Genomic DNA, 15,030 nt, shown 5'->3' with positions numbered 1-15,030 from the left:
CAGGCGGCGAGACGGTAAAGAGGTGTGCAGCGGTCATGATCTGGGTCTGGATTGTCCTTCAGGGACTGACGCTGCTGGGAGTCGTCAATTATTGGCGGCATCTGCCGGCCGAGCGCCAGGAGGAAGCGCCCGATGGGGTGGTCGTGATCCTGAGCGTGCGCGATGATTGGGATGGCGGCGCGGCGTTGATGGCGCGGCTGACGGCGCAAAGCGCGCCGTTTCGATTGCTGATCGCGACATCGGGGGCTTGCCCTGCTGCGGAGGCGCTGGTCGGGGACAATGTGCAGGTCGTGCATGCCGGTGTGGCAACGGACGAGGGGCAGAAGGTCCATAAACTCCGCGCTGCCTTGCGAACTTTGCGACCCGATGACCAGTGGCTGGTCTTCATCGACGCGGACATCGAACCGCCAGCGCGGCTGGTCGGTCGGCTGCTCTTTCCGCTGGTGCGCGACAAGGCGGATATTGTGACGGGTTATCGGCTGTTGCTGCCGGGGCGAGGATTGATGGCCGCAATGGTCGGCGCGGTCGAGATGCAATTGGCGACCCTGCCGCGTGCCGCGAGTGCGACCATGCCCTGGGGTGGGGCAATGGCGCTGTCCCGCACGGTGGCGGAGCGGCTGGAGCTGGATGCGGTGCTGGCCGGGCGCCTGTCCGACGATATGGCGATCGGCTTGGCAGGCTGGCGTTCGAAACTGCGGCTGCGGCCGGTGCGCGATCTGCTGGTCGCGAGTCCGCTTGATGGACGTGCGGGCGACCTGCTCGGTTTTGGGGTACGGCAATATCGGCATATCGCCACCAACCATCTGGGCATGTGGGCGCTGGCGACGGCGGTGGTAGCGGTGCAGGCGGGCGCATGGGTGTGGGCGCTGGGCTGGGGCGGCTCAGGAGCGATCGCGATCGGCTATGCCGCGGCCTGGGGCAGGGCAGTGGTACGGCGGCGGATCATCGGCGCTGTGCTGGAGCCGGACCAGGCGAGACGCGCCGCGCGCTCGCTCTGGTGGGATTCTATCGCGCCCTTTGCTGTGAACTGGGCGCATCTGATCGTCCAAATATCGGCCGTGACCTCCAACCATATCCGTTGGGGTGGTTGGGACTATTGGATGCAACGCGGGAAGGTGGCGCTGATGGCGCGGGTTGCGCGCTAAAAGCCTGCGGGAAAGGAATGGGTGCCATCGTCGCCGATGCGCAGCACCACTTTGCCCGCAACGGCACTGATCGGCAGGTCGGCATAGAGATGCGGGAAGAGTGCACCGCCGCGCGATTCTTCCCAGCGGATCGCCTCGCCAAAGGGGGCGAGATCGACCATCACCATGACCAGGCGATCCTGTCCGACGAAATGTTTGGCGACCGTTTCGGCCGCCTGATCGCGGGTCGACAGGTGGATATAGCCATCGGCCAGGTCGACCGGCGCGCCCTTGAACACGCCATCGGCCTTGAACTGGTCATATTGCTCGCCGGTCAATATCTTATAGGCGAAGAGGTCGCTCACGCTTCTTCGGCCTCAGGTGCCTCGTCGCTTTCCTCAATCTTGGCGGCGCTGACGACATGCTCGTCCTTGGCGACATCGAACAGGCGAACGCCCGCCGAATTGCGGCCGATGACGCGCAGGCTGTCCAGCCCCATGCGGATGAGCTTGGCCTGATCGGTGACCAGCATCAACTGGTCGCCCTGGGTTGCAGCGAAGCTGGCGACCACGGGTCCGTTGCGGCCGATATTGTCGATATTGGTGATGCCCTGACCCCCGCGTCCGGTGCGGCGATAGTCATAAGCGGACGACAATTTGCCATAGCCATTGGCGCACACCGTCAGGATGAACTGCTCCCGCTCGCGCATTAGCGCGAACATCGCCTGATCGGCCATCTCGCCTTCCTTCTCCGGCTTCCAGGGAGCGAAGCGCAGATATTCCTCACGCTGTTCCTGATCGGCACCGGAGCGGTGGAGGATGGAGAGGGAGATGACTTCGTCATCGCCCTTGAGCGTCATGCCGCGCACACCGGTCGAGGTGCGGCTCTGGAATTCGCGCACATCGGTTGAGGCGAAACGGATCGCCTTGCCCTGACGGGTGGCCAGCAGCACGTCGTCGTCTTCCGACAGAAGCGCAACGCCAATCAGCCGATCATCGCTGCCTTCATCGAAGCGCATGGCGAGCTTGCCGTTGCTCGGCACGTTGGCGAAGGCATCCATGCTGTTGCGGCGCACCGTGCCGTTCGCCGTCGCGAACATGACGTGCAGATCCTTCCAGCTTTCCTCATCCTCCGGCAAAGGTAAGACGGTCTGGATCGTTTCCCCGGCGGCCAGTGGCAGCAGGTTGACCATCGGCCGCCCGCGTGTCGCCGGGCCACCTTCGGGCAGGCGCCACACTTTCATGCGATAGACCTTGCCCGCGGTCGAGAAGAAGAGGACCGGCGTGTGGGTCGAGGTCACGAACAGTTCCGTGATCGCATCCTCATCCTTGGTCGCCATGCCCGACCGGCCCTTGCCGCCGCGCGCCTGGGCCCGGAAACTTTCGAGCGGGGTGCGCTTGATATAGCCTTGCACGGTGACGGTGACGACCATCTCCTCGCGCTCGATCAGGTCTTCGTCATCGATGCCGTCAGCGGCCGCCGTGATTTCGGACAGGCGCGGGGTCGCGAATTCGCGTTCGATCGCTTCCAGTTCTTCGCGCATGACGGCGTAGAGCTTCACCCGGTCACCCAGGATGGCGAGATATTCGGCAATTGCTTCGGCCAAGCCAGCCAGTTCCTTGCCAATTTCATCGCGACCCAGCGCCGTGAGGCGATGGAGGCGCAGGTCGAGAATGGCGCGGACCTGCACTTCGGACAGCTTGTAGACTTCGCCCGAAATCTCGGTGTCGATGGCTTCGACCAGCCGGATATAATGGGCGATCTCGCTGATCGGCCATTCGCGCGCCAGCAGCTTTTCGCGGGCTTCGGCCGGGCTGGACGAACCGCGGATGATCTTGACCATCTCATCAAGATTGGTGACCGCAACGACCAGGCCGAGCAAGATATGCGCCCGCTCACGCGCCTTGTTCAATTCGAACTTGGTGCGGCGGGTGATGACCTCTTCGCGGAACTTGATGAAGGCGTCGATGATCTCGCGCAGGCCCAGCAATTCGGGGCGACCGCCGCGAATGGCGAGCATGTTGGCGGGGAAGCTCGACTGGGCAGGCGTGTTGCGCCACAACTGGTTGAGGACGACTTCGGGCGTCGCGTCGCGCTTCAAGTCCATGACGATCCGCACGCCTTCGCGGCTGGATTCGTCACGAATATCGCTGATGCCTTCGATCCGCTTTTCCTTGGCGGCCTCGGCGATCTTCTCAACGAGGCCGTTCTTGCCGACCTGATAAGGGATGGCGGTCAGGACGATCGACTGGCGATCGCCGCGTCCTTCCTCGATCACATAGCGCGAGCGCATCATGATCGAGCCGCGGCCGGTATGGTAGGCCGACTTTGCGCCCGACTGACCCAGGATCAGCGGTGCGGTGGGGAAATCGGGGCCGGGAACAATGGCGATCAGTTCATCGGTGGTGATGCCGGGATTGTCGATATAGGCAAGGCAGGCGCGCAGCACTTCGCCGAGATTATGGGGCGGGATGTTGGTCGCCATGCCGACGGCAATGCCGCCCGCGCCATTGACGAGCAGGTTGGGGAAGCGCGCGGGCAAAACCTGCGGCTCATGTTCCGACGCATCATAGTTGGGCGTGAAATCGACGGTATCCTTGTCGAGATCCTCCAGCAGTGCGCCCGCAACCTTGGCCAACCGTGCTTCGGTGTAGCGCATGGCGGCTGGCGGATCGGGGTCCATCGATCCGAAATTGCCCTGACCGTCGATCAGCGGCACGCGCATCGACCAGTCCTGCGTCATCCGCGCCAAGGCGTCGTAGATCGAACTGTCGCCATGCGGGTGATATTTACCCATCACCTCGCCGACGAGGCGCGCGGACTTGCGATAGGGGCGGTTGTAGAGGAAGCCCGATTCCTGGGCGGAAAAGAGAATGCGGCGATGAACCGGCTTCAACCCGTCGCGCACGTCCGGTAGGGCGCGCGAAACGATGACGGACATCGCATAGTCGAGATAGCTGGTCTTCATCTCCTCGACGATGGAGACGGGGCTGATGTCCGAAGGGTCGGCGAGGACAGTCTCGTCGGTCAATGCGATTCTCTTTTTTCGATGATGTTGGCTGTGTTGCGCGATCTCTAGCCGAGCGAAACAAATCTGTCACCCCTCGCGCGCAAACGCGCGCTCGCGCGGGGGATCAACAAGTCGGGCCGCTATCGCATTGACCTTGCTGGAACGAAGCTGCGGGCATGACAGTTGCAAAATCAGCCGATATAGGCTTGTTCAATGCCCATTCACCCGCCGACCCCTAATCGGCGTTCAACCCCAAAACGCGCCTCCAGCCATCGGCCCAGGCGTGCATAGGAGATGAGGATTATGCGTTTTGTTACCCCGTTCGCGCTCGTATTGGCTCTGGCCGTAACCGGTGGTGCCGTTTCGGCCCCTGCTTTCGCTGCCAAGAAGGACAAGAAAGAGGAAAAGGCAGCCGGTCCCAAGCTGAACGTCACGCCCGACGTGATCAAGTCGTTGCAGACAGCACAGAAAGCCGCCGAAGCGCAGGATTTCGCGGGTGCAAAGGCAGCGCTGGCGGAAGCCGACAGCAAGGCCGTGTCGAACGATGACAAATATCAGATCGGTGCGATCAAGCTGAACACCTCGATCGCGGCGAAGGATACCGCTTTGCAGAGCGAAGCCCTGACCCAGATGCTCGACAGCGGCCTGACACCGCCGGAGCAGGCCGCTCAGTTCAACTCCGTCGCTGCTGGCCAGGCGCTCGATGCGAAAAATTACGATCTCGCCATTCAGCGCTCTCAGGCGGCGTTGGCGGCTGGTGCGAAGTCGGAGACCATCAACCCGACCTTGGCCCAAGCCTATTTCGGTAAGGCTGGCACGACGAACGCCGCTGCCGAGCCTGCGCGAGGCTTTAATGTGCAGGGGCTCGCCGCGCTCAAGGCCGCAGCAGACGCGATGAAGGCTTCGGGGCAGCAAGTGCCCGCGCAATGGTATCAGATCGGTGTCGGCCGCGCCGAAGCCGCGAAGCTGCCCGAAGTCACCGAATGGGCCAAGATGGCCTATGAGGCTGAACCGAGCGGTACCAATTTGCGGACGCTGGTGCGCCTGTTCCAGCGCGCAAACCCCAACATCACCAACCGTGAAAATCTCGATGTGCTGCGCCTGCTCTCTGCGTCCGATGGGTTGGTCGTCGCTGGCGATTATCTCGAATTTGCCGAAATGGCATCGAAGACGGGCATCTATGGCGAAGTGAAGTCGTCGATTGACCTGGGCCGGTCCAAGAATGTGCTGAACGCCAATCAGGGCGCTGATCTGTATCAGACCGCCACAGCGCGCATTGCAGGCGATAAGAGCACCTTGGGCGCGGCCGAAGCGGATGCGCGCAAGGCAGCGAACGGCAAGATCGCAGCGGCCACTGCTGACGCTTATCTTGGCTATGGCGATTTTGCCAAGGCAGCAGCGATGTTCGAACTCGCCAAGGAAAAGGGCGGTGTGGATGCGGATGAAGTCAATACCCGCATGGGCATCGCCAAGCTGAAGGCCGGGGACAATGCCGCCGCCAAAGCCGCTTTCGAGGCGGTGCAGGGCGGAGCACGCAAGCAGATTGCGGGCCTGTGGCTGGCGTATCTCGGCAGCAAGGGCGCTTGAAGACAAGGCGCGCCATCCCGTGGGTGGCGCGCCTTTTAACTTTGTGGTTTAGGGTTAGGTGAGGCCGGGCATTATCCCGGCAATTGAACTGGGGAGGCCCGCAAGGCCATGCGGCGATTGATTAAGGTTACATATGGTTTGCCAATGACATTGGCAGCCGCGTTTTTGATGACCGCGCCTGTGATGGCCAAGAAGAAAATGGTGGTGGCGGGACCACCTATCGTCATGTCGGACACGTTTAGGGCAGCACTGCAATCCGCTGACGCTGCGGTGCGCGCTCGCGATGTTGCCACGGCTGCGGCACGGATTGGTGCCTTGACCCCATCCAACGACTTTGAAACCTATGCGACGGCCAGCCTGCGTTACCAATTGGCGGTTTTGCGTGGCGACGTGCAGGCACAACGTATTGCTTTGACCGACCTGTTCAAGACCAGCGCATTACCTAGCAACGCTGCGCCGCGTATGCGTTTTGTCGCTGCCTATCTGTCCTATCAGGTCGGCAATTATGACGATGCGACGGCGCAGCTCGATTATGCCAAAACATTGGGCTATGCCGGGGTCGATGCGACCATGTTGCGCGCTGACATTGCCCTTCGACGCAACAAACCCAAGGATGCGCGGCGTTTCGTGCAGGAGGCGATCGCCCAGCAGCGGGCGTCGGGTCAGCCGGTTCCGATCGCCTGGACCGACCGCGCTTTGTCAATGGCGTATCAGGCGCGCGACTGGACGGAAGTTGGTCAATTATATCGCGATCGTCTGGGGCAGGCGGGCGACAAGGAAGATTGGCGTTCAGCGCTGACCAATTATCTCGCGGCCGGCGACGTCGAGCCTCAGTTGCAACTCGACCTTTATCGCCTGCAAGCGGCCAATGGTGCGATGGCAAGCGAACGGGACTATCAATCCTATGCGCTGCTCGCTGAAAAGGCCGGCTATTATGCGGAGGCCAAGGCGATCATCGAGGCAGGCCGTAAGGTCGGCAAGTTGACTCCGACCCAAGCGACAACGAGCAAGCTGCTGACCAGCGTGGCGCCCAAGGCTACCAAGGAAATTGCCGGACTGCCCGCATTGGCAAAGAAGGCTGCAAGCGCATCGAACGGCAAGGATGCCGCATCCTTGGCCGACAGCTATTTTGCGTTGGGCCAATTCCCGCAGGCCGTCGAGCAATATCGGCTCGCCCTGACCAAGGGTGGGGTCGATGCAGGGCGGATCAATGCGCGGCTGGGCGTCGCGCTGGCGCGGTCTGGCGACCTGTCAGGCGCACAGGCTGCTCTCAGCCAGGCAACTGGCGATTGGGCCAGCGTTGCCGGTTTCTGGTCCGTGTGGGTGGAACAGCAGAGCCGCAAGTCGGCCTGATGCGCCGCTGCCGGGTCAAACCGGCAGCGGTACGCCCGGCAGGTTTTTCGATGTGCGAATGGTAAGCGAGGTTTTGACGCTCACGACATTAGGTGCGGGCGTCAGCTTCGATGTCAGAAATTGCTGGAAGCTCTGAAGATCTTTGGCCACGACCTTCAGGATGAAGTCGATCTCTCCATTCAGCATATGACATTCGCGGACTTCGGGCAGCTTGGCGATGTGATCCTGAAAGGCCATCAGATCAGCCTCCGCCTGGCTCTTGAGGCTGACCATGGCAAAGACCGTGATGGTGTAGCCCAGCATTCCCGGATCGACCACCGCATGGTAGGATGTGATCGCTCCGGCTTCCTCCAAAGCACGGACGCGACGCAGGCATGGCGGTGCGGTCAGGCCCACTTTACGCGCCAGCTCCACATTGGTCATCCTGCCGTCCTCTTGCAGTTCTCCGAGGATCTGCAGGTCGATGTCGTCGATATTCGGGCCGGCCATTATTGTGCTTATTTCCTGTCTTGTTCGAAGCACCCATCATAATAATGTTTCAGGGCAATGCAATTGTCCCACTATGCGACGGTCCTTTTTGATCGCGCTCCGCCCGCCCTTTCCCTTGCCGCGATGAACGCCTAACGATAGGGCGAATGTGCCGCATTGCGCGGCCTATGAGGATTTTCGGTGCGTTTTAACGATCTCATGCAAACAGTGCTGGCGGCCGATAACCGTGCGGGACTGGGTGCGGTGACATCCTGGCGCCAATGTGTCGATCTGTTGGCTCAGCATGATCGCGCCGATCGGAAGGCGATGGCCGCAACCGACCGCGACATGCTGCTTGATCGGTTGGAAGGTCTGCGGGCTTCAATTTCCGAAACACAGCGAATCGCGACCGTGGTTGAACTGGGGCGACGGCTGCGATCTGCCAGTCTTGTGCTGTTTTTCGCCAAGGATCGCCCGGCAATAGCAGCAGCCGCAATGGCGCGCGCGCGGCTTCCTGACGAGACCTGGGCTGACCTGCTGCCCGATCTGACCCCAACGGCGCGCGGTGTATTGCGCGGTCGCCGCGACATCGGGCCGCTGACGCGGAAGGCGCTTGAGACATTTGGCTCGGTTGATCTGGTGCTGACCACTGAACGGCAGGACATGGTCGGTGATGCCGACATGCTGTTGACGCCGGACATGGTGGCAGAACCGACAGATTCAGCCGCATCGTCGGTCGTAACGCCCTTGCGTGCTGCGCCAACGCCGGATCAGGATCAGGACCAGATCCGAAATCTGGTCGATCGGATCGCCCATTTTACAAGCACACGACGTCCCATCGGCATCGCATCCGAACCGGGCGATCCACCTGTAGTTGACGCTCCGCGTCAATTTGCGTTCGAAACCGACGCTGCGGGTGTCCTGCTTTGGGTCGATCAAGGGCCGCGCGCGGCATTGATCGGCCTGTCATTGGGTGACGTGGCATTGGATGGGGGCAGCGGCCCCGATGGCCATGTCGCTGGGGCTTTTGCTCGCCGCAGCGGGTTCCAGAATGGGCGTTTTACCATCGTCGGCGGGCGAATGGCTGGCGAATGGCGCTTGTCGGCGACACCGTTTTTTGACCCGCGCTCCGGTCGTTTTCAAGGGTATCGCGGGCAGGCGCGGCGCCCCTATCTGCATGAAGTCGCGATCCGGCCCGAACATTCGGCGATCAGCGGCCTTTCGTCGGATTCCCTGCGCCAATTGGTTCACGAGCTACGCACGCCCCTGAACGCGATTCTGGGTTTTGCCGAGATCATTGAGCAGGAATTATTCGGCGCGGCCGGTGCAGAGTATCGGGACATGGCGGGCAAGATAGCGGTGGATGCGCGACATTTGCTGGCGGCCTTCGACGATCTTGATCTCGCCGCGCGCGTATCGCGCGGGGATGGCGCGGTGGAACCGGAATTGATGGCCCCCGATCTGTTGATCAACCAGATTGCGGCCCGGTTCGAAGATCAGGCTTCGGCGGGCGCAACGGTCATAGATATAGCCGTTGCGCCCGCCCTGCCTCCGATACGCATTGATCCGGTGCAGGGCGAGCGAATGGTGCAGCATCTGCTGCGGACCGTGATTTCGGTTGCGCCGATGGGAGAGACGGTAACGGGCGCCTGCTGGTTCCAGCCTGATGGCGGAGCAGGGCGGGTCGTGCTGGCTATCGACCGTCCCTCCAGCCTCACCAGCCTGGACGAAGCGCAGTTGCTCGATCCGGGCTACAGCGCTGATGGCGACTGGGCCGATGGACCGTTGCTTGGCCTTGGCTTTTCCCTGCGCTTGATACGCAGTCTGGCGGCGAGTTGTAACGGCAGCCTGGAAATCGAGCCAGGGCGTCTGCTGTTGGCTATCCCGGCGGCGACCATCACCACCGATGCTGTCGATCGCGCGTGACCGGCGGCCGGCGAAACCCTATGGCAACCATTGGGGAGTAAAGCGAAAAGCATGATCGCTCATCCCTTCGACGGAAATCTCCTGACCCCGCCGCCGCCGCAGGATCGAATCACGCTCGCGCCCGAATTTGGCGTCCGTTTCATGCTCTTTGTTGATACCGAGGAAGAGTTTGACTGGAATGCGCCGTTTAGTCGTACCGGCCACGGGGTTACGGCATTAGCCGGTATGACGCGCGGACAGGGCTATTTTGCCGCTGCGGGCGTCAAGCCCGTCTATGTCACCGACTATCCAGTCGTGGATTGCGATGCGGCTGCGGCGATGATGGGGCAATGGGTTAGTGATGGTGCGGCTGACATCGGCGCGCATCTTCACCCTTGGGTCAATCCGCCGCATGTCGAAGAGGTGACGGCCGCCAACAGCTATGTCGGGTCGCTGCCCGAAGCGGTCGAGCAGGCTAAGCTGGAGGCGCTATGTCGCCGAATCGAACAGCGATTCGGACAACGACCGATAGCTTACCGCGCCGGGCGCTATGGCGTTGGTCCCAACAGCGCGCGGCTGTTGGAAGCGGCCGGATTTCGGCTTGATAGTTCGGTACGCAGCCGGTTCGATTATAGCGGTCAATATGGACCTGATTTTCGCGGCATGCCTTTGTTCCCCTATTGGACGGGGCCAAACCGGACATTGGTGGAATTGCCGCTTTCAACGGCTTTTGTCGGCTTGCTGCGCGGGGCGGGGGAACGTCTGTATCGTGCCGCGCAGACGATGGGCCCGTTGGCGGGCGCTATGGCGCGGGCACGGCTGCTGAGCCGGGTTCCGCTGACGCCAGAGGGGGTTTCGGCGCAGGAAGCGATGGCAGCCATCGACGCCCTGATGGAAGAGGGCGTTCCGGTGCTGAATTTCAGTTTCCATTCGCCGACTCTGGAGCCGGGACATACACCCTATGTCCGGGATGAGACCGATCGCAGCGCCTTTTATGCGTGGTGGGACGTCGTGTTAGACCATTTGGCCCGGCGTGGCGTGCAATCTGCCAGCCTTGATCAGTTGCTAGCCGCAGTTCCGATGCGCGCAGAGGCTTGCCAAGCCGCCTGATGCTGCCTAATCCCCCCTCTATCAACAGGTGGGGCCTGTAGCTCAACGGTTAGAGCTGGCCGCTCATAACGGCTAGGTTGCGGGTTCGATTCCTGCCGGGCCCACCAAATATACTTTCAAGACAGTTCAGATGCTTTAACAACCCTCTGTGATACAAGGGGTTTTTGAGCTTTTTGCTGGGCAGGACAGGTCGTAACAGACCAGGACAGTTCAGCGAATTTGCGGGTATAATTGCGGGTATGGCGAGCCGATTTGTGGGTATAATCCCATGTCGCTTATCGACTGGGACAACCCCGATGCAGTTCCGAATGCACCTATTTGGCGCATCCCTGCAAGCCGTGTGAAGCTCCACGTCGAGGACAAAGGCAATCCAGCCTTCGGTCATGACGTGCCGCTGTCACATCAGGCGGTGGAAGTGCTTCGAGCACTTCGGCCATTGACGGGCGGTCTCGGACTGCTTTTTCCAAGCTCCAAAACATGGCGTGAGCCCATGTCCGATGCTGCTTTGAGTATAATGTACAAACGCATGGCAGGCGGACGGTACAAGCATGTGATGGTGCCCCATGGCTGGCGATCATCATTTTCAACCATCATGAACGAACGAGCGGCCGAGCTTGAAGGGGATGGAGATCGAATGGTGATCGATATGGTCCTCGCCCATGTTCCTGCGGGGTGTCGGCATCAGAATGGTCTTATAACCGATCCCGCTATCGCAAACCGCGGGCCACGCTTATTCAGATTTGGGCTGACCTCATCACCTGCGGGCTCGATCCGGCACATGAAGTGGTCAGCCGGTATCTGAACGGTAGCCTGAAGGATCAGCAATGAATTCCTAGATATCGCTTTCGTACCAGGCGACAGAGCGCAATCCGATACGGCGGCGGCGAGGGAAGCGGCCGACTGTTTCCAACCTATAGATAGAGGAGAAGGACAGCCCGGTTCTCGCGGTGACATCATCTGCTCCCCGGCGTGATGGATCAGCGCGGCCTTACGGGCATCTGCGGCGCGGTGCTTGCCATTGGTTGACAGGAGTGGAGCGGGATCATCGGCGGCCATAGCCCGACCTTTGCGGCGAACCCTGTGCGTTGCAAGTATGCGCATGGCCAGCGCACTTCCATGAATAGGTCGATTTGATCCTTTCGGTTTGACCGGATCGCGCTGCGGCATGATCCTGTGATCCAGAAAAACAGCGGAGGGGAAAGACGATGCGCGCCAATACCATATTGCGGCCGGGCGATTAGCGGCATGGCAGGCCAAACCGCGTCTGACCCTGTGCCCGGCACGCTGACCGGAATCGCGCTGCTGTTGCCGATCACCCTATCGACCATGGCGATCGTGCTGCTTGCGCCGATCCTGCCGCAACTGCTGCACGAATATCGCGCCATTCCAGGTTTTGAATTTTGGGTGCCGATGATCCTGACGGTCCCGGCGCTCTGCGTTGCTTTTCTCTCGCCGATAGCCGGATTGCTGGGGGACCGCTTCGGCCGACGCCGCCTGCTGCTGGCCGCTTTCCTGCTCTATGCGATGACCGGCGTTGCGCCGGTCTTTCTCACCAGCCTTCCCGCCATCCTGGTGTCGCGCGTTGGCGTAGGTATTTCCGAAGCGCTGATCATGGTATTGTCGACAACATTGATCGGCGATTATTTTACGGGTGCGGCGCGCGATAAATGGCTGGCGGGGCAGACCGCCTTCGCGTCCATGTCGGCGCTGCTCTTCTTCAACATCGGTGGCCAACTCGGCACCTTCGGCTGGCGTATGCCCTTCTGGGTCTATACGTCCGCGCTGCTCATGTTTGCTCTGGTGTTGCGCTTTACCTGGGAGCCCAAGGGGGACCGCAGCGGCTCAACGGCGGTGGCGCAGGCGCCTGTTGCGCCGCTGGAGTTCCCCTGGCGGCGCATGATGACGATCCTCGCAATCACCGTCTATGGTTCGATCTTCTTCTATGCGGTGCAGATACAGGCATCGTCGGGGCTGGTGCATCTCGGCCTGACCGACCCCGCCCGCATTGGCCTGTTGACCTCGATCGCCAGCATCGGCGTACCGCTGGGCACATTCGTCTATTCCCGCATCGGACGCTGGCCCATTCGCCGCCTGCTGCTGATCGAATTCGGCCTGCTGGCGGCGGGCTTTGCGACCATGGGGCTGGCGACGGGGGCGACGTCCTTCCTTGTCGGCTGCTTCCTCAATCAAGTCGGTGCCGGCCTGCTGCTGCCCACGCTGCTCGTGTGGTCGATGAGCCTCTTGTCTTTCGAGATACGGGGGCGGGGCGCTGGCATGTGGCAGAGCGCCTTTGCCTTCGGCCAGTTTCTCAGCCCCGTCATTGTCACCCTGCTGGCACGGCCTGCTGGCGGTTTGATGGGGGCGTTCCTGCTATTGTCGGTTGGCGCGCTGTTGGGCGCGGGCATCGCGCTCGTCGCGCCGTTCCGCCGCGGCGCGCAGCCGGTGGAAGGCATGGTCGTACATGGCTGAGCGGCTGACGGGCAAGGTGGCGGTGGTCACAGGCGCGGCCAGCGGCATTGGCCAGGGCTGCGCGCGGCTCTTTGCAGCGGAAGGTGCCAAGGTCATTGGCGTCGACCGGGCAGGGGCCGACGAGCAATGCGACCTGCTTGACGAAGCGGCGACCGATGCGCTGTTCAACAGGATCGGCAGCGACCATGGTCGCATCGACATCCTCGTCAACGCCGCTGCTTTCGCCATCTTCGACTGGATCGAGCATCTTTCCTACAGCGATTGGAGGACGACGCTCAGCGGCGAACTCGACATCGTCTTCCTTGCGACCCGCGCCGCCTGGCCCTGGCTCAAGGCAAGCGGTCGTGCCTCCATCATCAATTTCGCGTCGGCCAACGCCCGCCACGCGCTCGAAGGCTCGCCTGCGCTCGCCCATTGCGCGGGCAAGGGCGGGGTGCTGGCGATGACCCGCCAACTCGCGATGGAAGGCGCGCCGCATAATATCCGCGCCAACAGCATCGCGCCCGGCTTCATCCGGACGGCCGCGACTGCGCGTCATCTGGATGACGATCCGGCATTCGAAGCGAAGGTGCTGGCGAAAAACATGCTCAAACAACTGGGCGAACCCGACGACATTGGATGGTGCGCGCTGTGGCTGGCCTCCGATGAGGCCCGCTATGTGACCGGGGCGGACATCGCGGTCGATGCGGGCGCGACCGCCTGGTGATCCGACGAAGAAAGGAATGGACATGATCAAGGAGATAGCCCGGATCGACATTGATCCGGCCAAGGCCGCTGCCTTTGAAGCAGCCGTCGCGCAGGCACAGCCGCATTTCCGTGCGGCACCTGGTTGCCGCAGCTTCGCGCTGGAGCGCGCCGTCGATCGGTCAGGCCATTATCTGCTGGTGGTGGGCTGGGACAGCATCGACGCGCACATGGTCGATTTCCGCGCGTCCGACGGCTTTCAGGCGTGGCGCGCTCTTGTCGGCCCGTTTTTCACAGCAACGCCCGACGTCTTCCACATCGAAACCGCGATCGACGGATTTTGACGCATTTTCGGGCCGGGACGGCCCCCTCAGAAGGAACGAACATATGGCACATTATCTCAAGCACGGTGCCACCGCACAGGCGAAGGCGATGCCGACCGGAAGGTCCGCGACATCGTCGAAGCGACGCTGGCCGACATCGAACAGCGTGGCGACGCAGCGGTGCGCGACCTGTCGATCAGGTTCGATGGCTGGGATCGGGACGATTATCGCCTGAGCCAGGCAGAAATCGACGCCTGTATCGACAGCCTGACGCCACAGGAGCGCAAGGATATAGAATTTGCCCAGACCCAGGTTCGCAACTTCGCGCAGATTCAGCGCGACAGCCTGCATGATGTCGAAGTCGAGACGATGCCGGGCGTGATTCTGGGCCACAAGAACCTGCCGCTCAATTCCGCCGGCTGCTATGTGCCGGGGGGCAAATATCCTCTGCTCGCATCTGCCCACATGTCGGTCATCACCGCCAAGGTTGCGGGCGTGGCCCGCGTCATAACCTGCGCGCCGCCGATTATGCGCGCCAGGCGTGGGAGACGTTCGGTGAGGTGATTGTAGCGGAAGATGAGGCCGAAATGGTGCGGATCGCCGATGAACTGGCATCCGAACATGTCCAGGTAATGACTGCCAATCCCGATTATTTCCTGCAAAACATGACCAATTATGGCGCGCTGTTTCTCGGCGCGCGCACCAATGTCAGCTTTGGCGACAAGGTGATCGGCACCAACCATACCCTGCCGACGAAGAAGGCCGCGCGCTACACCGGCGGGTTGTGGGTCGGCAAATTCATCAAGACCTGCACCTATCAGAAGGTGCTGACGGACGAAGCCTCCGCGCTGGTAGGCGAATATTGCAGTCGGCTCTGTGCGCTGGAAGGCTTTGCCGGCCATGGCGAGCAGGCCAATATCCGGGTGCGCCGCTATGGTGGCCGCAATGTTCCCTATGCCGGGACGGCTGAACCCACGTCGGCGACGGCCGCCTGACG

At 61.7% G+C, this 15,030-nt stretch carries 14 protein-coding genes, 1 tRNA gene and 1 pseudogene; 12 read left to right on the top strand and 4 right to left on the bottom strand.

All coding sequences use genetic code 11. The features are described from left to right. Positions 1–35 precede the first annotated feature (35 nt). Positions 36–1,145: a glycosyltransferase gene (locus J2W40_RS03630; protein ID WP_310222037.1), complete on the top strand. Its 1,110-nt coding sequence runs from the start codon at positions 36–38 to the stop codon at positions 1,143–1,145. Here J2W40_RS03630 and J2W40_RS03625 read toward each other — a convergent pair. Together J2W40_RS03625 and gyrA are read right to left on the bottom strand one after the other, a co-directional pair. Then, positions 1,142–1,489, bottom strand: a complete 348-nt coding sequence (locus J2W40_RS03625) for a DUF952 domain-containing protein (RefSeq protein ID WP_310222036.1) — start codon at positions 1,487–1,489, stop codon at positions 1,142–1,144. The genes J2W40_RS03630 and J2W40_RS03625 overlap by 4 nt on opposite strands. Continuing rightward, positions 1,486–4,155: a DNA gyrase subunit A gene (gyrA, locus tag J2W40_RS03620; protein WP_310222035.1), complete on the bottom strand. Its 2,670-nt coding sequence runs from the start codon at positions 4,153–4,155 to the stop codon at positions 1,486–1,488. Before gyrA ends, J2W40_RS03625 begins: the two co-directional genes overlap by 4 nt. A gap of 282 nt (positions 4,156–4,437) precedes the next feature. Between gyrA and J2W40_RS03615 the strand changes: the two genes are divergently transcribed. Then, complete coding sequence (locus tag J2W40_RS03615; protein ID WP_310222034.1) at positions 4,438–5,721, top strand: hypothetical protein; 1,284 nt, start codon at positions 4,438–4,440, stop codon at positions 5,719–5,721. 108 nt (positions 5,722–5,829) lie between these two features. Continuing rightward, positions 5,830–7,074, top strand: coding sequence for a YfgM family protein (locus J2W40_RS03610; RefSeq protein WP_310222033.1), 1,245 nt, complete (start codon positions 5,830–5,832; stop codon positions 7,072–7,074). A 15-nt stretch (positions 7,075–7,089) separates the two neighbouring features. Here the strand turns inward: J2W40_RS03610 and J2W40_RS03605 are convergent, their stop codons facing one another. Continuing rightward, a complete protein-coding gene (locus tag J2W40_RS03605) occupies positions 7,090–7,563 on the bottom strand; it encodes an Lrp/AsnC family transcriptional regulator (protein WP_310222032.1) in 474 nt (157 codons plus the stop codon). Between the two features lie 180 nt (positions 7,564–7,743). Between J2W40_RS03605 and J2W40_RS03600 the strand changes: the two genes are divergently transcribed. The 4 genes from J2W40_RS03600 (at position 7,744) to J2W40_RS03585 (ending at position 11,359) form a co-directional block, all read left to right on the top strand. Next, on the top strand, positions 7,744–9,468 hold the full coding sequence (locus tag J2W40_RS03600) for a sensor histidine kinase (protein WP_310222031.1): 1,725 nt from the start codon (positions 7,744–7,746) through the stop codon (positions 9,466–9,468). A gap of 51 nt (positions 9,469–9,519) precedes the next feature. After that, a complete protein-coding gene (locus J2W40_RS03595; RefSeq protein WP_310222030.1) occupies positions 9,520–10,557 on the top strand; it encodes a polysaccharide deacetylase family protein in 1,038 nt (345 codons plus the stop codon). Positions 10,558–10,588: 31 nt separating this feature from the next. Beyond that, positions 10,589–10,664 (top strand) — tRNA-Ile (locus J2W40_RS03590). 161 nt (positions 10,665–10,825) lie between these two features. After that, complete coding sequence (locus J2W40_RS03585; protein WP_310222029.1) at positions 10,826–11,359, top strand: tyrosine-type recombinase/integrase; 534 nt, start codon at positions 10,826–10,828, stop codon at positions 11,357–11,359. Between the two features lie 30 nt (positions 11,360–11,389). Here the strand turns inward: J2W40_RS03585 and J2W40_RS03580 are convergent. Next, positions 11,390–11,500: pseudogene (locus J2W40_RS03580) on the bottom strand (AlpA family phage regulatory protein); the annotation flags it as partial. A gap of 302 nt (positions 11,501–11,802) precedes the next feature. On the opposite strand from J2W40_RS03580, the gene J2W40_RS03575 reads away from it, so the two are divergent. The 5 genes from J2W40_RS03575 to J2W40_RS03555 are packed head-to-tail and all read left to right on the top strand — an operon-like array spanning position 11,803 to position 15,028. After that, positions 11,803–13,026 (top strand): MFS transporter, encoded by a 1,224-nt coding sequence (locus tag J2W40_RS03575; protein ID WP_310222028.1) that lies wholly within the window; start codon positions 11,803–11,805, stop codon positions 13,024–13,026. Then, positions 13,019–13,732, top strand: coding sequence for an SDR family NAD(P)-dependent oxidoreductase (locus J2W40_RS03570; protein ID WP_310222027.1), 714 nt, complete (start codon positions 13,019–13,021; stop codon positions 13,730–13,732). The genes J2W40_RS03575 and J2W40_RS03570 overlap by 8 nt, the downstream gene beginning before the upstream one ends. 22 nt (positions 13,733–13,754) lie before the next feature. Next, complete coding sequence (locus J2W40_RS03565) at positions 13,755–14,054, top strand: putative quinol monooxygenase (RefSeq protein WP_310222026.1); 300 nt, start codon at positions 13,755–13,757, stop codon at positions 14,052–14,054. Between the two features lie 3 nt (positions 14,055–14,057). Continuing rightward, a complete protein-coding gene (locus J2W40_RS03560; protein ID WP_310222220.1) occupies positions 14,058–14,597 on the top strand; it encodes a histidinol dehydrogenase in 540 nt (179 codons plus the stop codon). Beyond that, a complete protein-coding gene (locus J2W40_RS03555; RefSeq protein WP_310222025.1) occupies positions 14,594–15,028 on the top strand; it encodes a histidinol dehydrogenase in 435 nt (144 codons plus the stop codon). The genes J2W40_RS03560 and J2W40_RS03555 overlap by 4 nt, the downstream gene beginning before the upstream one ends. Positions 15,029–15,030: the final 2 nt, after the last annotated feature.

Origin of the sequence: Sphingobium xenophagum (assembly GCF_031457465.1) — a bacterium.
Classification (GTDB): domain Bacteria; phylum Pseudomonadota; class Alphaproteobacteria; order Sphingomonadales; family Sphingomonadaceae; genus Sphingobium; species Sphingobium xenophagum_A.
The sequence above is the reverse complement of the archived record's forward strand: the minus strand, read 5'-3'. Positions and strand labels throughout refer to the sequence as shown.